We start from the raw sequence: 19,415 nt of genomic DNA, 5'->3' as shown, positions 1-19,415 counted from the left end.
TTGTCGGTCGAAGCGTCCGGCACCGCCAAACGTTGCTCACGATCGCCTGAAATCGCTGCTCACGATCCTCTGAAATCGTTGCTCACGATGCGCTGAAATCCGTGCTCACGATGCCGCGAAACGCGCAATCACCATGGAAGCCGCGTTCTGCGTCAAGACGCTGGAGGATGCCTTGGCTCGTCAGGGAAGCCGGACATCTTCAACACGGATCAGGGCTCGCAATTCACCGGACAGACTTTACCGGCGTGCTCGCCGACAACGGCATCGCGATCAGCATGGACGACCGGGGGTGCATGGCGGGACAACGAGCTTGTCGAACGGCTCTGGCGCAGCATCAAATACGAGGAGGTGTACCTGCGGGCCTATGACAGCATCAGCGAGGCGCGCAGCTCGATCGGCCGATATCTCGACTATATAATAGCAGGCGTCCCTATTCGAGCCTCGACGGCAGCACGCCGTATCAAGCCTACTCCAACCCGCTGCCACTCAGCATGGCAGCCTATCCCCGGCGGTGGCTCCACCTATCGACGCGGAAACTCTGTTCAGACAACCGGGACCAGCTTTGGGCCTATCTTGCTTGCCGCATTCAACCTCGAAAATTGATGACGCTGGCACTAGCGGTGAAGGAGGTCTTGAGGTGACGGTCGCTCGAGGCGAGGTCGTTTATCTCGTCGATCGAACCGAAGGACTCTTAAAGCGCCAGGCTTCTGCACTAAAGCAACGGAAGAGAAATCTCGTCTGCTCAAAAGTTCGGCGCCCAGCCTAGAGCAGATGAGCGAAAGCGGGCCATGAAAGAGCGGCGATGAAAGCGCCCACAAACTGGCTGAGACGCCCAAATCAATCTTCAGATGGAACTTCAATTGGTACGGCAAAACCCGCCTTTACGCGATCCATTATGACCATCGTCTTGACCGCTTTAATGTCCGGATTCTCATAGAAGAACCGCCTAGTGAACTGCTCATAATCTTCCATAGAGCGCGCCGTAACATAGAGGACAAAGTCAGCGTCGCCGGTGACGTAAAATCCATTGACCACCTCTATGGACGATTTGATGGCCTTCTTGAAGCGATCGATTATATCTGAACGCTCCCGCTCCAGGCTCACCAGCACGAGCATTTGAATGTGGTTTCCCACCGCCTTCGGCGAAACAATGGAGACATCGGCCTCGATGATGCCTTCCGAACGGAGTCTCTTCAATCGTCGTTGACACGCGGTAGCGGAAAGCCCCGCCATTTCGCCGATCACCTCAGAAGTCAGGCGGTTGTTCTTTTGGACGATCTCCAGGATCCGAGCGTCTATTCGATCATATTGCATAATCGGCTCCAATTTCGGCGCAAGATGCCCGCATGCCGCTGGAATTCTTCCGAACCTCAGGAAAGTGCGGCGGAAATACGTAATGATCCAATATCGTGAATGCATAGGAAATTCAACAAATCACGGCATGGGCTAGCAAAATAGCCTTTTCAGATCATTCGAAGCGGCGTCCCATGGCCGGTCTATCTGGGTGGCTTGCGGGTCTGGCTTAAGCCATTTATGGATTTGGCATCCGCTGCCGAGACCATTCTGCTTTGGCATAGAGACAAGCTCACTGGCTTGGTCAACCATCCGTTGTTACAGCGGTTGGACGGAAGAAAATCACAGCTTCTTTCGACGGTGGTGGCTGACGACGGAGCCGTGCGTCATAGCCGATGCCCAAGCTAACGTTGCGAAAAGCTTGGCCAGCGCTCCCATCGCTTTGTCGGCCTAATTCGCGTGCCATCCCCTGCGGTGATAAGAATAGCAACCATCTTGAACGCCTATTCCGTCTACTGGAGAGCAGTTTGGATCTGCGCTTCCACCAGAATCGGTCGAGATTGGGAAGACCGCGGCTCTCTGCAACCTGATTCGGTTGAGCCATGCGCCTGCCGACCTGTGCTGCCCAGTTACTTGCGCGCGCCGAGCGCCGTCACGCTCGACATGGATAACTCCGTGAACGTGGTGCAAGGCATGAGTACCTGAGGCACACGTTGACAAGAAGGAACTCGAGCGAGGGGCGATCGGTTAATCGCCCGGACATCTGTGTTCTCGCAGTTGACTAAGAGCTGCATCTTTGAGGTGATCATCGCTCGGTGACGCCTGCTGATCCTACGTCCGCAGCCGCGCGCCCTCCTATTCGAATCGAAGATGGACCCAGCGCGGTGCTCGTCACCGACAACGGCCGTGCGACGATCGTGTCACCTGTAGGCCGATGAGCACGGTCGCATCGGCTGCCAGGCGAGCGATGATTCTCAGGCGCGCAGGCGGCAGCGCCGCCAACAGTGCCGATTTCGAGCGCGAGCGGAGGCAGACGAGACGGGGGCGGCTGCGTTCATAACAGTTTGCCGGGGTTTATGATGCCTCGCCGGATCTGGTATTGCCTTGATAGATTGCATCAGCTCGATCGCCACCCTGTCTTTCACCTCAGGCAACTCGTCGCGTGAGCACGCCGATGCCGTGCACGGCGGAAATGGAGCCGGCGAGCTGCAGCACAATTTCGAATACGAGTTCATTCACGTCATGCCAGCGCGCCAGGAAGTCGGCGGCATTGGCGCCGATGGGCTGGCCGACATTATATGTTACCGTCGCCGAGATGGCCGAACGGCACGGGGCGCGAACTCGGAATGAGCTTCACCAGGACAGTCAATCTTCTCAGGTCAAGCTAACAAGTTGGTTACGCAGCATCGCTACCCAGGAGACCGCGCGCAACGACTTGCGCCTGAATTTCGGCCGCCCCTTCGAAGATATTGAGTATCCGTGCATCGCAAAGAACGCGGCTGATTTCATATTCAAGTGCGTACCCGTTACCGCCGTGAATCTGCATCGAAGCGTCGGCGGCGGACCAGGCAACCCGAGCGGCAATCAACTTGGCCATTCCGGCTTCAATGTCACACCTTCGGCCAGCATCTTTGGCTCGCGCGGCGCTGTAGGTGGCTTCTCTTGCCAGCAGGATTTCAGCCGCCATCATCGCAAGTTTGTCTGATATCCGAGGAAACTCGACTATAGTTTTGCCGAACTGCCTTCGTTCCATTGCGTACGCAAGTCCGAGATCGAGGGCTCGGCGCGAGACGCCGATCGCGCGAGCTGCTGTCTGGATACGCGCCCCCTCAAACGTGCGCATGAGCTGCTTGAATCCGTGGCCCTCTGCGTAGCCAAGCAGGCCATCCTCGGGAATTTCGAACCCATCAAACGCGATATCGTACTCACGCATACCTCTGTAGCCAAGAACCTCAATTTCGCTTCCACTAATCCCTCGGACTGGGAAGGGGTTGCTCCGAATGCCCCTTGGCTTCTCGGCGACGAACATTGAGAGACCCGCATATCCAGCGGCTTCCGGTAGAGTACGCGCAAGCACTGTCATCAAGTCACTGCGGGAAGCATGCGTAATCCACGTTTTTGCGCCGAAAATGCGCCAGCTTCCATCGGGTTCACGGGTGGCGCGCGTTCGAAGATTGCCGAGATCGGATCCTGTATCTGGCTCTGTAAAGACGGCTGTCGGGAGAAATTCCCCTGAGGCGATCTTTGGAAGCCACTTGCGTTTTTGAGCCTCAGTTCCAGACTGGGCTATCAGTTCGGCTGCGATTTCGGACCGTGTCCCAAGCGATCCGGCGCCGATCCAAGCCCGACTGAGCTCTTCGGTGACCACGCACATCGCCAGTTTGCCGAGTCCCAAGCCGCCGAACTGAGGAGCGATGCAGATGCCAAAGACGCCCAGATCGGCCATTTCTTGGACGATCTCGTCGGGGATGAGAGCATCCTTAAGGTGCAACTTATGCGCATCCGGGAGAACACGTTCATCGGCAAACCGTCTGACTTCAGCTCGAAATGAATCGAGAGTATCATCTTCCAGCGTTTCCGGCAGACGATGACCTTCCGTCAAAAGTCTGGTTAGTTCCGACCGCACACTTGACCAGTCCGCGAGCACAAATTTGGCAACACAGTCGTTTGCCAGCAGATCCGCAGCCGCTTCGGATAGATTAAGCTCCGGCGGTCGGAAAATTTCATTCTGACTCATCGGAATCCCGCCTATGAGCTGCGCAAGGTATTCGGAGAAGCCGACAATGATCGCGCATTCGCTGATTTTGTCGATCCCACCAGACAAGGCGCGTCGTTGGCACCAGTCTGCAGTCGCAGACAGGCACTCGCTGAGTGTCGCGATCCAGGCGAAGCCATGAACCGCCCGTTGCCTCAGATCGAACTCGGCTACCGAGAGCCGGCCCTCCTTCATGAGGTTTCGCGAAACGCTAGCTTTAGTCGCATCAACGAACTGCTTCGCGGCTGTCGCAGCGCCGATCGCAGTGGTGACCAAGCTCTCACCCACTGGTGCAAAAGCTTCCATCGTCTTTCTCTTCCCTTTTCTCTAGCTTCCGGAGCGACGGCGATCCGGCAAGCGGATCACCCCACGGTCATGAAGGCTCGCGAGAGCCGCGCTGGGAAGGCGAAGAAGCGTGGTCAACACTTGTTCAGTATCCTGGCCCAAGCTGGGGGAGGGCGATTGATCGCGACGAGCCTCGCCTGAGAATGACGCCGGAAAGCCCGGCGTCGGATATATGAACCCACTCGGATGTTCCACGTTTGTGAAGATCGGGTTAGCCTTAACAAAGGTTGGGTCCTCAGTTAGTGCCTCATGCACGGTCCTGTAGACGCCAAAGCAAACCGCTGCAGACCCAAATCTCTCCGAGAGAGCCGCCAACGTGTATCGCGCCACGGCCTGCTCGACGATTGGATCGATGTGGCCTCGATGAAGAAAGCGAGCTCCTTCGTCGGACTCCAGCGAAATGCCAAGTTCGGCCTCAAGCGCCCGGATCGATGATTCCAGATCCAGCGCGACTATCAGAGCCCTCCATTGTTTGGAGGTGAGCGCGACGATCATGACACGCTTGCCGTCAGCGCAACTAAAGTCCCGACCAAAGGCGCCAAACAGGCTGTTACCAAACTTCGGCCGATCGGCACCAGAGGTGGCGACCTCCGCGATTTGTCCAAGGGTACCTAAGGTTGCAACCGCAACGTCGCTCAGGGGGATGCGCACATGTTGGCCGCGTCCCGTCTGCCGCCGGTAGTTAATTGCCGCAAGCACCGAGACTGCGGCGGTCGATCCCGCAAGCAGGTCCCATGCGGGAAGGACGTGGTTTATGGGAATCGGATCACTGCCTTGCGGGCCAGTCATGTAGGGAAGGCCAACCGCACAATTCACGGTGTAGTCGACAGCTGAACTGCCATCTGCACGGCCCAGAACCCGAGCCGTTACGAGGTCCGCCCTGACGCTGCAGAGACTGTCGTGGGACAGGAATCCAGTTTCTGGATAGTTAGTGACGAAAATTCCGCCATCTCGGCCGCCAGCCGTGACGATGGCAACCGCTAGTTCGCGTCCCTCCGGTACGGTCAGATTCAGAGCGACAGACCTCTTTCCTTTATTCAGGCCTTCCCAATAGAAGCTGTCGCCGCCAGGTCCGCACGGCCAGCGGCGATAGTCGGGACCGCCGCCAATGGGGTCGAACCGGATGACCTCCGCTCCAAGTTGTGAAAGCAGCAAGGTACAATATGGCGCCGCAATGAAGGAAGCACCTTCGACAACCCTTACATCCGACAGCAGGCTGTACACGGCTCTGGTCCCTTTTAGGCTTGCTTACCGCAGGCTTCCGGTAAACGCGAGATCGATGCAACTAAGCAGTTAGCTGAAATTCACCAGGTGAATATATAATCCAAAAAATGTGTTGCATTTGGAGGGGGGCGGGTATCGCTGCGTGGTTCACACGACAGACGTTCGACTCTTCGCAACGGGCAATCGAAAATGCATCTCCCCCTTTCTGGTGACAGTTCGTTTTTTCTGCATTTGTATGCCCGCTACCTAAACGATCCCCAGTCAGTACCTGCCGACTGGGTCGTTTACTTCGACTCCCTTAATGACAGAACAGTCCGCACAATCGAGCGAGACGAGGCTGCGACAGCCGCTTTCGTCGAGGCATTCCGCTCGTATGGCCACAAGGAGGCGCGACTGGATCCACTTGGGTCGGCGCCGACAAATCACACCCTCGAGATTGCTGAGGCAAAAGACCGCGTAAGTTCCGCGCGCATCAAGCTGTCCGTCGCGGGTAGTTCCAGGGAAGTGCCGAAAGAAAGGGCCGAGGAGATTCTTCGCCAAGTCTATTGTTTGCACGTCACATTAGAAGCGGCTCATCTCGATGCTCCCGACGATCGCGCGTGGATCTACGAGTTATTTGAGAAGGAGGTGCTGGCCGTGGTTGACGAACGCGTCCTCACCTCCGCCATGGAGGCCGTTCTGCTGGCGGACGAATTCGAGCGGTTCATCAAGAAGAAATGGCCAACGAAAAAGCGCTTTGGTATCGAAGGTTCCGAATCCTCGGCAGTCATTCTGAAGGAAATTCTGCGAGAGGCAGCGCGCGCCGGCCAGACAGAGATTGTAGTGGGAGGCATGCACCGTGGCAGACTAGCGACGCTTGCCACCGTATTCGGCAAGTCCTTACCTGTCCTGATTTCGGAGATCAAGGGACGAGATATCACTGCCGGAGATGAGTTCTTCACTGGGGATGTGCCCTATCACAATGGTCTTGCTACAATGGTGGACACAGGATGCGGCGGCGTTGAAGTGCGTGTGCTCCCCCATCCCTCGCACCTGATCGCGGTCGCGCCGGTAGCAACGGGAGCGGCGAGAGCTCGCCGGGAACTGCACGCGCGTCGACAAGGGCCTGGAGGCGTCCTCCCTCTTCTGATGCACACGGATGCGGCTTTTGCCGGCCAGGGTCTCGTCAGCGAACTACTGCAAATGGGTGGTTTGGCGGGTTACTCACCGGGTGGGACAGTCCATCTCGTTGTCAACAATCAGATAGGGTTCACGACCTTGCCTGGAGAGGGGCGCTCAACACGCTATCCAACGGATATCGGAAAGGCATTTGGTATTCCAATTTTACATGTGAATGGGGATGATCCAATCGCTGCGGCGGTTGCAGCGCGCGTTGCCTACGCCTGGCGACATCACACCGGGCGAGACGTGATCATTGACCTCGTGTGCTATCGTCGGAACGGCCACAACGAGCTCGACGAGCCCCGCTTCACACAACCGGTCGCCTGCGCCGCGATTGAAAGACACGCGAGCTTGAGGACACTTTTTTCGGAGCATGTTCGAATTCGCTCGCGCGAAGCTTTCGAACGCGCGGAAGCTCAGCGCGCAGAGTTCGCGCGACGGCTCGCGGAGGCGTACGAGAGCTACGACAGGTTAGGATCAAATGACGCTCTGACCGAAACGATTGTATTCCCGCAACCTGAAGCCGCGCACGGCTCGGAAACTGATCAAGAGACGGGTGTCGATTCGGAGACGCTACACAGTCTGGGGCGGGCGATTACTGAGCTACCAGACGACTTTGCGCCAGATGCAAAAGTTCGTGCCTTCCTGAGATCGCGATTGGATAGCATCCGCAAAGGCGTAGGACTTAATATGGCGACGGCGGAAGCGCTTGCTTTCGGAAGCCTGCTTTACGAAGGAACTTCGGTTCGCCTGAGTGGGCAGGACTCTGTCCGTGGAACTTTCACGCAGCGTCATTTGGCAGTCCACGACCTGCGGGATGGTAGAACATTCGTACCGCTCTGCACTCTTGCCCGCGACGGGGTCCGTTTTGACGCCATCAATTCGCCGCTGAGTGAATACGGCGTGCTCGCTTTCGAATTTGGAGTGAGCCTTGCGGATCCCAACCGGCTCGTGATTTGGGAGGCCCAATTCGGTGACTTCCTGAACGGCGCCCAAGTGGCGGTAGATCAATACATCGTAAGCGCCGAATCGAAGTGGAAGTTGCGTTCCTCGCTGGTCATCGCGCTGCCGCACGGGCTGGAGGGCCAGGGGCCCGACCACTCATCAGCGCGCATCGAAAGAATACTTCAAAGCTGCGCCTCTGGAAACATAACCGTCGCGATCCCGTCGACGCCGGCGAACTTGTTTCACCTGCTGCGCCGGCAACAACGCAGCGCGAGGCGAACGCCCCTATTTCTTATCGCGTCGAAATCTCTCCTGCGCGAAAAGGCATGTCAATCAGACCTGTCGGAGCTGGCGTCGGGGACACGATTCCGATCAGTCATTTTCACAGAGGCTTCGGGCCAGTGTACCCGCATCATCTTTTGTACCGGAAAAATCTTTTATCCTCTCAATGAAATGCGTTTGTGGGAAGACGCCTCGGAAGTCGCCTTGGTGCGCATCGAGCAGCTGTACCCTTTTCCTCGTAAAGAGATTATTGAGACGCTCGCCAACCATCCCGAAGCCGAATTGGTTTGGTGCCAAGAGGAGCCAGAGAATCAGGGCGCTTTTTACTACCTGGACAGGATGTTCAGAGAAATCGACATGCGGCGGCCTCTACGGTATGTCGGGCGCCCCGCGATGGCGGCTGCAGCGGGCGGGTCGATTGATCGACATCAGCGCGAGCAAGCCGAAATCGTTGCGGCTGCTATACGGTGGTCTCGCTGAGATCGAGCTTCTGTGCTGGGGGGATGCGTATCGGTCGTCTGCGGCCTGAACTAGGATCGTCTCAGGAGGCGCGGTGTAAGTTGAGTCGGCTCGAACGGTTAGCTATCGGACGAGACACTGCCATCTTGATAGTACGGCGGGAACATTGTCCTGACTAGGCTCGAGATCTTATTGTCATGACAAGTCTGGGAGACGCCAGCGGCTTTGCTCGTGCGGCGGTATCGCTGCAAAATTGCGCAGGGCGACTTACGGCTTACCGTCTTCGCTGCCCGGCAATCTCGGTGCCTGCAGTGAAACTACCGGAGACGAACCGCATCACTTTCCGCTCTCAACCAGCCGATCTCGGATGCCGACCGCAGCCTTTCTTAGACTTGGAAGAAGGGTTTGGAGCAACCGGCGCCTCTCACCCGCGAAGGTCAAAACCAAGCTGCTTATGGCGGCCAAAACCTTGCCGTCGTTTGTCAATATGGGAACGGCGACGGCCCAAATCCGCGATTGATAGACCGCTTCCAAGTACTCTTCGTCCGCAAAAGCGTGCCCATCGCGACGGATTTGCGCAAGTCTCATAGCAAACCTAGAAGCGAGACGAGGGTCGTTATCCCAACGGCCCCCCGTTTCCCGAGCACGAGAAAGCGCTATCTTACGCTCTTCTTCGGGCATAAACGCCAGCGTGACCAGTCCCACACCGGTGGCCATCAACGGAATTCTCGCGCCTGTTCGGCCCGGCAACGACAAACCGAGTGAAGCCCGATTGCTGTACACAATAACCATCGCGTCGCGATCGAATATGGCGAGATTTGACGGCCAGCCAATTTTAATGTGCATCTGATCGACAATGGGAGCCGCAATCTCAAGCAGACGCGATTTGGCGTCGAAGCCCCTGCTCAACGCTAGAGTTCGGCCCGTCACCAAGTAGGTAGACTTTCCAGCTTGGCGATAGACATAACCTTCTCCGACGAGAGTTTCTAGAACGCGCACAACTGTCGGCTGTGGAAAGCCGCATCTTGAAACAAGGTCCGCAATTGTCACCGGCCCGTGCTCGCTGACAGCGCGTAACACCGCGAGGCCACGCTGTATTGCTCGAACCGGCTCGTAAGATGGCATAGTTATCTCCGCGAGCGGGATTACGCACGTCTGCGCCGCTGGTCGAGATTGCGCTTTTGTCAAACAGTCTACCGCTAACAAACGCGTATCGCCTGATCAACCCAAATGGAGCGATGGGCCGCCCGCACCCGGCACACGTGAAGCGGATCGGTTCAACCTTCCCCGCTGCTATGTTGCCCTTGCACGTAATTCACTAGATGAATAATACATCCAAAATATGTATCCTGCAGTTCGGAAGTGGGGTTATCTGTGCCTACAATTCGGCCAGCACTGCACTGGCCTGCAATGAGCAGCAGATTGCGAATGAATCTCGAGTTGGTTGCGCGACGACAGAGACCCCGCAGCCGGTGCCGTCCGTCCATTCGCGGTCTCTCGATGGCAGTTTGATTTGTGGCCGCCGATCGACCTGGAGAGGGACGTATCCGAGTGCTGGGCAGGTTTCGCCGCACTCGTGCCGCTGTCGAGTGTTCGCAACGGTCGGTGCCCCGGTCAGGTTCTCAAGAGTTGCTACCTTGGAGTAGGTGCACAATGAAGAGTGGAGCAAGCGTGTAATGAAGAAACGCATCGCCATCATCGGAGCGGGCGCAGTCGGTTGCTACATTGGGGGGCACTTGGCGCGCGTCGGGAACGACGTCACGCTGGTCGATCCCTGGCCCGAACACGTGGAGGTGATCCGGGCGCATGGCCTCACCTTGTCCGGGATGACGGATGAAGAAACGTGTAATGTCTCTTTGCCGAGCATGCATCTCACCGACGTGCAGAGCCTGTCACGGCAGCGACCGATCGACATCGCAATCATCGCAAGTAAGTCCTACGATACGAAATGGTGCACGGTTCTGATCCGGCCCTACCTTTCGGAGCAGGGCTACGTTGTCTCGGCGCAGAATTCGATAAATGAGGAAGCCATTGCGGGCGTCGTCGGGTGGGGGCGCACGGTCGGTTGCATCATCGCAAATAATTTTGCCGTCGATCTCTACGAACCAGGTTGCGTTCGCAGGACGATGCCGCGAGATTTCGACACTAAGTCGATCATCGTCGGCGAAGTGCATGGGCGCACCACCGCTCGCGTTCGGGAGCTGCGCAACACCCTTGCATCAGTCGATGGAACTGCGATCACCACAAATCTGTGGGGCGTGCGTTGGTCGAAGCTGTGCGTGAACGGCATGCGCAATGGCGTGAGCGCGGCGACCGGTATGGGCGGAAACGAGCGGGATGCGCATCCGTTGATCCGGCGTGTGGTCATTCGTCTCGGGGGGGAAGCCGTGAGGGTCGGGCAGGCGCTCGGCTACGATCTCGAGCAGATAGCGGGTCTTGCGCCGGATCAGCTGCTGGCCGCCTCAGAAGGCGACGAGAGGGCGCTGTCAGCAGTGGAAGCTCACATAGAGAAGGGGACGAGTTCGCAGGCGCGCAGTAATCTGCAGCGTCCCTCCATGGCCCAGGACATTCAGAAGGGGCGGCGGACCGAGATTGACGAGATCAATGGGTTCATCGTGCGCAAGGCACAAGAGGCTGGCTGTGCTGCGCCGACGCACCAGAGGATCGTCGATATCGTCCGCCGCGTAGAGCGGAATGAGATTTCGCCGCGGCCGGACCTCCTGTTCGATGCCTGAACCGAACGCGTCAGGTGCGGAGAGGTCGGTTTTTTCGATGTCGATTCCGCGCGAGGAAGTCCTGCACTAGAAGGGGAATTTGGCCGAATGTACGCACGTAGGACGCGGAATCGACCGGTTTCCTTCCTAGTGATAGAATAGTGTTTACCGCGTGGCGGCTCCCGTGCGCCGATAAAGGGTTCACCCCAAGTGAGTAATGTTAGCAACACCTTTCTATCCGATACCGAGCGCGGCGCCGTGATCGAGCTGCGCCGTGCCATGCACCGGGAGCCTGAGCTGTCCAACGCGGAATGGAAAACGCAGGAGCGGATCCACGGCGTGCTGCAGCAATTCGGCATAAGCGGCGCCAAAGTCTTCCACAACACCTGGCTCTATGTGGATATCGAAGGCACTTCCTCCGGCCCGAGGCGGTCGATCGCGGTGCGCGGTGATATCGATGCGTTGCCAATCCAGGAGGCGCGCGAGGATCTGCCCTATCGCTCTCAGGTCGACGGCGTCATGCATGCCTGCGGCCACGACATGCACGGCTCGATTGCGCTTGGTGCTGCGCTCGCGTTCCACCGGCTGCGCGATAATTTTTCCGGCAGGGTGCGCGTCTTCTTCCAGCCGGCCGAGGAGGCGGAGCCGATGGGTGGACGCTCAGTCGAAGAGGGGAGGTTGTTAGATGGCTTCGATCGAGCCGTTGGCTTTCATGTCGCCCCCGAGATCCCCGCCGGCACGTTCGGTGCGCGCGAGGGCGCGGTCACAAAATCCTCCGACCAGTTCAAGGTCACTATCATCGGAAAGATGGCGCATGGCGCGTCGCCTCACAAAGGCGTCGACGCGATCGCGATAGCTGCAGCCTTTGTCAACGAGGTGCAGAAGGTGGTCTCGCGCGAACTGCCGGTCGACGATGGTGCGGTCGTCACGATCGGCACCATCCATGGTGGCAAAGCGACCAACATCATCTGCCCGTCGGTCCTGATGGAGGGGACGATTAGGACTCGCAGTCCGGAGCGTCGGGCGCTGTTGTCGCAGCGCGTGTGCGAAGTGGCCGAAGGCGTTGCTACGATGCACCGCGGCCAAGCCGAATGCGTCATTCGCACAGGTGAGCCCCCCGTCATCAACGATACCGAAATGGTGAACCGGTTCCGGCAACTTGTCCATGAGGTTGCAGGGCGGAATGCCTTCACCGACAGCAAGAAGCATTCAAACGGCAGTGACGATTTCGGCTTCTACGCCGCGCGTGTGCCTTCGATTTATTTTTGGTTTGGTAGCTGCGCGCCCGGCAACGACTCACATGTGCATACGCCGACATTCGGAGCCTCCGACGACCTTCTCATCCCGACGACGGAACTCACCGTCAGATACATCTTCGATCTATTGAATTCCTGAGATCAGCCTGCGGGCACGGATGCTTATGGCGGCTTCGGGGCTGAGGCCGGCAGCACCCATGCTGGATTCCATTGCGCTGATGCGTGTTTCGCGAACCAGACTTTCCAATCGGCGGTTGCTGCGAGCGCCCCTGCGAATGGTTGAACTGCCGCTTAAGGATCAGGCTTCGGCCACGAAGAGTGGATTGAGGTGCTCACGGCTTTGGTGTTCTGGGGAGGGTCTCGGCGCGGCTTCTGAATCTGCAGCGGACGGATGCAGATTTTGTGTGGAGCGCACCGCCGCGCTCTACGTATACTTGCTCGTCGTAATTTCCTACTGGCCGCCCCTTATCGGGGCGGCCAGCTTGCTCTCTAAGCTTCCGATGGCTTGAACACCAGATCGGATGCATGACTGGCCCAAACATAGCTAAAACGAAAGAGGATCGATGAAGGTCTTGGTACCGGTAAAGCGGGTGGTCGATTACAACGTCAAGGTCCGCGTCAAGAGCGATGGATCGGGTGTTGAACTCGCCAACGTCAAAATGTCGATGAACCCGTTCGACGAAATCGCGGTCGAAGAAGCGCTGCGCCTGAAGGAAGCCGGCAAGGCGACCGAAGTCGTGGTGGTCTCCATCGGACCGGCGCAGGCATCGGAAACGATCCGCACCGGTCTCGCCATGGGCGCCGATCGCGGCATCCTGGTGAAGGCCGAGGGCGCGGTCGAGCCGCTCGCGGTCGCCAAGATCCTGAAGAAGATTGCGGACGAAGAGCAGCCGGGCCTGATCATTCTCGGCAAGCAGGCGATCGACGACGACAGCAATCAGACCGGCCAGATGCTGGCCGCGCTGCTCGGCTGGTCGCAGGCGACCTTCGCCTCGAAGCTCGAGGTTGAAGGCAGCGACTTCAAGGTCACCCGCGAAGTCGACGGCGGCCTGCAGACCGTGAAGCTGAAGGGACCGGCGATCGTCACCACCGATCTCCGCCTCAACGAGCCGCGCTACGCCTCGCTGCCCAACATCATGAAGGCCAAAAAGAAGCCGATTGCGGACAAGACCGTGGCCGATTACGGCGTCGACGCCACCCCCCGTCTCGAGGTCCTCAACACGACCGAGCCGGCGGGCCGCAAGGCGGGCGTCAAGGTCAAGGACGTCGCCGAGCTGGTGTCGAAACTCAAGAACGAAGCCGGGGTGCTCTGATGACGACGCTTCTGATTGCCGAACACGACAATGCGTCGCTCAAGGATGCGACCAACAAGGCCCTGACCGCAGCGGCCGCGCTCGGCGCGGACGTCGAGGTTCTGGTGGCCGGCGAGAACGCCAAGGCCGCGGCCGACGCGGCCGCAAAGCTTGCCGGTGTGAAGAAGGTGCTGCTCGCCGACGGCGCGCTTTACGCGCACGATCTGGCCGAGCCGCTGGCCGCGCTGATCGTCTCGCTGGCTCCCGGCTACGACGCCATCGTCGCGCCCGCGACCTCGCGCTTCAAGAACGTGATGCCGCGCGTCGCGGCCCTGCTTGACGTCATGCAGGTCTCGGAAATCACCAAGGTGGTCGCCCCCGACACCTATGAGCGTCCGATCTACGCCGGCAACGCCATCCAGACGGTGAAGTCCAAGGACGCCAAGAAGGTCATCACGGTGCGCACCTCCACCTTCGCCGCAGCAGGTGAAGGCGGCAGCGCGTCGGTCGAGAGCGTCGCGGCGGCGGCCGATCCGGGCCTGTCGTCCTTTGTCGGCGAGGAAGTCGCAAAGAGCGACCGTCCCGAGCTGACCTCGGCCAAGATCATCGTCTCCGGTGGCCGCGCCATGCAGAGCCGCGAGAATTTCGCAAAGTACATCGAGCCGCTCGCCGACAAGCTCGGCGCCGGTGTCGGCGCTTCGCGTGCCGCGGTGGATGCGGGCTATGCGCCGAACGACTGGCAGGTCGGCCAGACCGGCAAGGTCGTGGCCCCCGAGCTCTATGTCGCGGTCGGCATTTCCGGCGCGATCCAGCATCTGGCCGGCATGAAGGACTCCAAGGTGATCGTCGCGATCAACAAGGACGAGGATGCGCCGATCTTCCAGGTTGCCGATTACGGCCTGGTCGCCGACCTCTACCAGGCGGTTCCGGAGCTGACCGAGGCGCTCGGCAAGTAGCCGCAAGAGCGCCGGTCGGTCCTCTGTCGAGAGCCGGCGCGGGCACAAGGCGCGCTTCCCTGCAAATCTTCGGTCGTCAGGTGCGAGCGCTTGAGGCCGTCGACTCGCCGAAGCAGTGACCAGCGGCCCACCTGAAACTGACCGACTATTGAGTCGAAAGCGTGGTCCGTACCGCCATCGGCAGGCGACCAGGGATTGGACGATGTTGCCTGTGACCTTCTTCGGGTTGGCGAAGTGGGGCATGCCGAACCTCTTTCCCCAGTCCTGCTTGGAGTGCTTGATCGAGGCCGACGATCTTGTCGGCGCCGGCCATCTTGGCGCCCTGGATGACATCAGTCCGATGCCGCCGAGCCCGAACACGACGACGACTGGCAGTGTCGACGACGGCGCCGACGTCGGTGGTCACGCGGCAGCCGAACGACCGGGTTCTCGTCCAAGGGCGCGTCTCGCGGATTTTCCGCCATCACGATTTTCGAAAACACCGTCAAGTTCGACGAGTACGAAGAGCCCATATAATACTGCATCGGCTTGCCCGTTTACGTGAAGCCGACCGCTCAGGGCCCACCAGAGTGAGATTGGATTTATGATATGGTCACACTCTGCGTTATGGGACACTCACCACCAGCACGCCTAATCTTTGCCATTCCGTGCCGGAGCGCGTACCACGCTAACGCAGCCAGATTGGCGATCTCGCCTTCGGCACTATGAAATCATCACGCATACCCTTTAGTCGCAGCGTGCAGGCTATTGGCCGTGAGAGGAGACAGCCACGGCAATCGCCTCGGCCGATGTACCCACCCGAGATCACTGTCGTGCGTCACATACAGCTGACGCAGGTTTTCTTTTGGCTATTTCGCCCATCGAGATCATGCTGCCCGGTTTGCTGGGCGGGAAAATGATCTCTTGTTCCAAAAGGATATTCTTCCCTCCTCTGAATTTACCACGGCCTGCTCCCCCCATCATAAACTGCGTCGTCGCATTGACCAGTCCTCCTTTGACGCCGAAAGGTCGAGAGGCGATGGTACAAAGTCATCAAGGCGGCCTGAGGCTCGGGCGCCTGCGCACGGCCGATCAAGACCCGAATACGGTTCCTAATAGCTCGAGCTCTTCCACGCTGAGGCGTGGACAGGGCATGGCTTCTCAATTCGTTCGCCAAGCTAAATCCCATTCGTCACGTGCCGCGCAGGCGGGGAAAGGGGCGCCGGCAAGAAAATTGCAGCGCTTAGGATCTCGTCAGCTACCGTAAGCCTCATGTTGCGTCGGCTGAAATTGAAACGCCAAAGTGACCTAGTACCTGGAATCACAGCTGAGTGAAAGGGTGGCCTTTAAAACGGCGTTGACGGACCATTTTCTTGGTCCAGACGAAGAGCTCGGCTTTGTCGTTGTACTGACGTAGGCGTCGATGTGTTCCTAAAGCTGCTTGAGGCTTGTGAAGGAGGTGCCGCTAAGCGACTGCCCCTGCAAGATCGAAAACCATACCTCGACCTGATTGAGCCAGGACGCACTTGTCGGCGTGAAATGAAATTGCACGTTGGGGTGGACCTTGAGCCAATGCTCTGCTTCTTCTGGGTGTGAGGTTGTCGAGGATGACCTGAAGCTTTCGGCCCGGAAAGGCCGCGGTGACGCTGTTCATGGCGACGCCGTTTATGAAGTCAAGAAACTCGACACGACGACGACTGCGGCGCGGCAATCAGGAGGGAAGTGCTTCCCATCCAAATTGGTGGGGCGGAACGCCCCCGTTACCGACAGCATCAAAGTGCTAAAACGTGGGTCGTTGCTGGCAACGCCACAGATTAGAACCATCGGCCTGGATTTGGCCAAGAACAATTTTCAAATACACGGCGCCGACGGCGAGGGCGCGCCAATCTTCAATCGAAAACTGCGTCGGGCCGACGTGCTGCGCTTTTTCGAAGAGCTTCCGCCGTGTCTGGTCGGCTTCGAGGCGTGCGGGAGTGCCCATTATTGGGCGTGCGAGATTGCGGCGCTCGGTCACGACGTGCGCTTGTTTCCGCCGGTTTACGTAAAGCCGTTCGGTGCGCCCCGACGGCGCGCATTACCAGTGGAGGAAGGATCCACGCAGAAAACTGTCGATTGATCTGGTAGCTGACGAGCGGTTTGGACGAGCAATCGGACGGACCGAAGCCTCGTGACAAAGGTTGCCTTGGGCGGCCGAGCGATCCAGCGGGCCGTAACGTGAGTGAAGCCTCAGCACGCCTCGAAAGTTACGATGTGAATGCCGACCCGATCGTATGGCGGGGAAGGCCGCGCAGGCAGGGAAGCAATCGACGCATGCACCTGTCTGGTTCACCGGGGTAATGGGCACGGCACGCTGGAAAGGTAGTGCGGGTAATCGGGAGAGACCCGTCTTGGTCGAAGGTCGCGGCTTCAGGATTGGTAGTCGATGGACCGGACGGGAGTCGGACAGGGTCATAGGTACCGATGAAACCGGGTAATTCCGGTAGAGGAAAGGACCCTGACTTGTGCGCTTTGAAGATGGCGAGGGAAAGGGTAGATTGGCGATGAGCCTTGAAACGCCCCATAAGATCAGGAGCCTTCAGAGAAAGCTTTATTGCAAGGCGAAGGCGGAGCATGCCTTCCGCTTCTACGTGCTGTACGACAAGATCTCAGCGAGGACATTCTGAGCCATGCCTACAAGCTGGCCCGCGCCAACGCGGGTGCGCCAGGAGTGGACTGAATAACTTTCGAGCAAATCGACGCGTATCGAAGCATGGTTGGCCGGCCGATGAGATCGTCACGAAGACTTACCGGCCCGATCCGGTGCGGCGGGTGATGATCCCGAAGCCCGGCGGCGGAGAACGTCCGCTCGGTATCCCAACAATCCCGGACCGAATCGTTTAAAGATTGTGCTGGAGCCGATCTTCGAGGCGGATTTCGAGGATGGCGCTTATGGATATCGCCCGCGTCGCAACGCAGTCGATGCCGTCAAGGAAGTGCACCGGCTTGTGTGCCGCGGCTACACGGACGTTGTTGACGCCGATTTGTCGAAATATTTCGACAAGATTCCGCACTCGGACCCCCTCAAATCGGCGGCCCGACGCATCGTCGACCGGAATGTGCTGCGGCTGATTGGGTTATAGCTGCGAGTACCGGTCGAGGAGCGGGATAGCGACGGGAAACGGCGCATGAGCGGCGGTAAGAGCAACAAGCGTAGCACGCCACGGGGTGGTGTCATCAGTCCGCTGCTCTCCGTCATCTACATGAACGGGTTCCTGAAACATTGGCGTCTCAGCGGTCGGCGTGAAGCATTCCATGCCCAGGTTATCTCCTATGCCGACGATTTCGTCATTCTCAGCCGCGGCCACGCGGAGGAAGCATTGACGTGGACCAAGGCGGTGATGACCAAGCTTGGGTTGACGCTCAACGAGACTAAAACCTCGGTGAAGAATGCCCGCTTGGAAAGCTTTCATTTCCTTGGGTACACGCTCGGACCCCGCCGTTTCCGCAATGGGGGACGATGGTATCATCTTGGCGCGGCTCCGTCCAAGAAAAGCGTGCTGCGGATCCAAAGCAAGGTCAGCGTACTGCTGACGCCAGGCAACAAGGGCGCTTGGCCCGAAGTACAAGCACGACTGAACCGCCTTTCGCGTGGCTGGTCCGCTTACTTCAGCTATGGGTCTCTTGCTACGGCTCATCAGGCCGTTGATCGACACGTCTTCGATCGCGTGCTCGCCTTTCTGCGCAGACGACATAAGACGCCCGGCCATGCGTCAGACGGTTCTCTGATCAGATCTATGGAAACCTTGGCGTAGTTGTGCTGAACCGCGTGCGCAAAGTGTCGCCGACGTGCGCCTTGTGACGAAAACCTGTCGGAAAGCCGGATGCGGGAAAACTGCACGTCCGGTTTGATGAGCGGGGAGAGGAAACGGAGCGCGCAACAAGCGCATCACCGCGCCTCTCCTCAACTCTACTGAAACGGGCAAGACGGACGCTGCCGACGCCGAGGCGATCAGCGAAGCTGTGACCCGCAAGACCATGCGTTTCGTTCCGATCAAATCGGCCGATCAGCAGGCGGCGGCCATGGTGCTGAAGACGCGCGCTCTTCAGCGCTTAGCGGCAACCCTATTGAGGCTGGCTTGACGTTTTGCGGAATCGCCACGGCATGAGGTCTTCGATGCGGCTATGGGGATGGCCGTCGATAATCGTCTCGAGTGTTTCGGCGATGCAGGCGGCCGGGTTGACGTCGTTGAGCTTACAGGTCGCCACGATGGATGCGAGCAGGGCCCAGTTTTCAGCACCGACCTCATGACCGGCGAAGAAAGCATTTTTTCTACTCAGGCAGACTGGCCGGATGGCGTTCTCGACCGGGTTCGTGTCGAGCTCGAGGCGCCGTCTTCGAGGAAGCGGGTCAGCCCTTGCCAGCGATTGAGCGCGTAGCGGATGTCCTCGGCGAGCGTCGAACCGCTGGAGATCATCGACAGCTGCTTCTCGAACCAAGGCTTTAAGGCGGCGACCATGGACAGCGAGTGCTCCCTGCGCGCGGCCAGCCGGATGTCCGGCGATGAGCCGCGTACCATGGCTTCGATGGCGTAAAGTTGTGCGACGTGCCGAACGGCGGCCTCGGCAATCAGCGATTTGCTGTTGCGGGCCAATTTGACGAAGCGCCGGCGCAAATGGCTCCAGCAATGCACAAGCGTCCACGGCCCCTGCGGTCGAGCGACTTCGGTCAGCCGGTCATAACCGTCATAGGCATCGCATTGCAGGAAGCGTCCGTT

12 protein-coding genes and 7 pseudogenes are annotated in these 19,415 nt (G+C 58.7%); 10 read left to right on the top strand and 9 right to left on the bottom strand.

What is annotated here, in order from left to right; all coding sequences use genetic code 11:
- Positions 1 to 124: 124 nt before the first annotated feature.
- Positions 125 to 500 (top strand): annotated as a pseudogene (locus QCM77_RS43165) (transposase); the annotation flags it as partial.
- Between the two features lie 337 nt (positions 501 to 837).
- On the opposite strand, the gene QCM77_RS43160 reads toward QCM77_RS43165, so the two are convergent.
- From QCM77_RS43160 to QCM77_RS43145, 4 genes and pseudogenes are all read right to left on the bottom strand, one after another.
- The gene (locus QCM77_RS43160; RefSeq protein ID WP_280096807.1) at positions 838 to 1,314 is read right to left on the bottom strand and encodes an Lrp/AsnC family transcriptional regulator; all 477 of its coding nucleotides are present in this window, start codon (positions 1,312 to 1,314) and stop codon (positions 838 to 840) included.
- Between the two features lie 1,033 nt (positions 1,315 to 2,347).
- Positions 2,348 to 2,653: pseudogene (locus tag QCM77_RS43155) on the bottom strand (FAD-binding oxidoreductase); the annotation flags it as partial.
- 36 nt (positions 2,654 to 2,689) lie between these two features.
- The gene (locus QCM77_RS43150) at positions 2,690 to 4,354 is read right to left on the bottom strand and encodes an acyl-CoA dehydrogenase family protein (protein ID WP_280096806.1); all 1,665 of its coding nucleotides are present in this window, start codon (positions 4,352 to 4,354) and stop codon (positions 2,690 to 2,692) included.
- A 21-nt stretch (positions 4,355 to 4,375) separates the two neighbouring features.
- The gene (locus QCM77_RS43145; protein ID WP_280096805.1) at positions 4,376 to 5,617 is read right to left on the bottom strand and encodes a CoA transferase; all 1,242 of its coding nucleotides are present in this window, start codon (positions 5,615 to 5,617) and stop codon (positions 4,376 to 4,378) included.
- Between the two features lie 189 nt (positions 5,618 to 5,806).
- On the opposite strand from QCM77_RS43145, the gene QCM77_RS43140 reads away from it, so the two are divergent.
- Entirely contained in the window at positions 5,807 to 8,485 is a 2,679-nt protein-coding gene (locus QCM77_RS43140) for a 2-oxoglutarate dehydrogenase E1 component (RefSeq protein WP_280096804.1), read from the top strand.
- Positions 8,486 to 8,800: 315 nt separating this feature from the next.
- On the opposite strand, the gene QCM77_RS43135 is transcribed toward QCM77_RS43140, so the two are convergent.
- Positions 8,801 to 9,589 (bottom strand): IclR family transcriptional regulator, encoded by a 789-nt coding sequence (locus tag QCM77_RS43135; protein ID WP_280096803.1) that lies wholly within the window; start codon positions 9,587 to 9,589, stop codon positions 8,801 to 8,803.
- A 551-nt stretch (positions 9,590 to 10,140) separates the two neighbouring features.
- On the opposite strand from QCM77_RS43135, the gene QCM77_RS43130 reads away from it, so the two are divergent.
- The 4 genes from QCM77_RS43130 to QCM77_RS43115 all read left to right on the top strand — a co-directional run bounded on the left by QCM77_RS43130 (position 10,141) and on the right by QCM77_RS43115 (position 14,682).
- The gene (locus QCM77_RS43130; RefSeq protein WP_280096802.1) at positions 10,141 to 11,199 is read left to right on the top strand and encodes a ketopantoate reductase family protein; all 1,059 of its coding nucleotides are present in this window, start codon (positions 10,141 to 10,143) and stop codon (positions 11,197 to 11,199) included.
- Positions 11,200 to 11,436: 237 nt separating this feature from the next.
- Complete coding sequence (locus QCM77_RS43125) at positions 11,437 to 12,573, top strand: M20 metallopeptidase family protein (RefSeq protein ID WP_280096801.1); 1,137 nt, start codon at positions 11,437 to 11,439, stop codon at positions 12,571 to 12,573.
- Between the two features lie 424 nt (positions 12,574 to 12,997).
- Entirely contained in the window at positions 12,998 to 13,747 is a 750-nt protein-coding gene (locus QCM77_RS43120; RefSeq protein ID WP_247482681.1) for an electron transfer flavoprotein subunit beta/FixA family protein, read from the top strand.
- Positions 13,747 to 14,682, top strand: coding sequence for an electron transfer flavoprotein subunit alpha/FixB family protein (locus tag QCM77_RS43115; protein ID WP_280096800.1), 936 nt, complete (start codon positions 13,747 to 13,749; stop codon positions 14,680 to 14,682). The genes QCM77_RS43120 and QCM77_RS43115 overlap by 1 nt, the downstream gene beginning before the upstream one ends.
- A gap of 152 nt (positions 14,683 to 14,834) precedes the next feature.
- Here the strand turns inward: QCM77_RS43115 and QCM77_RS43110 are convergent.
- Positions 14,835 to 15,215, bottom strand: a pseudogene (locus QCM77_RS43110) (zinc-binding dehydrogenase); the annotation flags it as partial.
- A gap of 767 nt (positions 15,216 to 15,982) precedes the next feature.
- Positions 15,983 to 16,363, bottom strand: a pseudogene (locus QCM77_RS43105) (transposase); the annotation flags it as partial.
- Positions 16,364 to 16,459: 96 nt separating this feature from the next.
- Between QCM77_RS43105 and QCM77_RS43100 the strand changes: the two are divergent.
- The 4 genes and pseudogenes from QCM77_RS43100 to QCM77_RS43085 all read left to right on the top strand — a co-directional run.
- A pseudogene (locus QCM77_RS43100) lies at positions 16,460 to 16,714 on the top strand (IS110 family transposase); the annotation flags it as partial.
- A gap of 832 nt (positions 16,715 to 17,546) precedes the next feature.
- A complete protein-coding gene (locus tag QCM77_RS43095) occupies positions 17,547 to 17,780 on the top strand; it encodes a hypothetical protein (RefSeq protein ID WP_347882442.1) in 234 nt (77 codons plus the stop codon).
- A gap of 45 nt (positions 17,781 to 17,825) precedes the next feature.
- Entirely contained in the window at positions 17,826 to 18,452 is a 627-nt protein-coding gene (locus QCM77_RS43090) for a reverse transcriptase domain-containing protein (RefSeq protein ID WP_347882441.1), read from the top strand.
- A 166-nt stretch (positions 18,453 to 18,618) separates the two neighbouring features.
- Positions 18,619 to 18,744: pseudogene (locus QCM77_RS43085) on the top strand (IS110 family transposase); the annotation flags it as partial.
- A gap of 18 nt (positions 18,745 to 18,762) precedes the next feature.
- Here QCM77_RS43085 and QCM77_RS43080 read toward each other — a convergent pair.
- Positions 18,763 to 18,906, bottom strand: coding sequence for a transposase domain-containing protein (locus QCM77_RS43080; RefSeq protein WP_280096808.1), 144 nt, complete (start codon positions 18,904 to 18,906; stop codon positions 18,763 to 18,765).
- A gap of 84 nt (positions 18,907 to 18,990) precedes the next feature.
- Positions 18,991 to 19,370, bottom strand: a pseudogene (locus QCM77_RS43075) (IS66 family transposase); the annotation flags it as partial.
- Between the last annotated feature and the right edge of the window lie 45 nt (positions 19,371 to 19,415).

This window comes from Bradyrhizobium nivariense (assembly GCF_029846695.2).
Taxonomy (GTDB): Bacteria; Pseudomonadota; Alphaproteobacteria; order Rhizobiales; family Xanthobacteraceae; genus Bradyrhizobium.
Note: the sequence above shows the minus strand (reverse complement) of the source record. Positions and strands in the feature narration are given on the sequence as shown.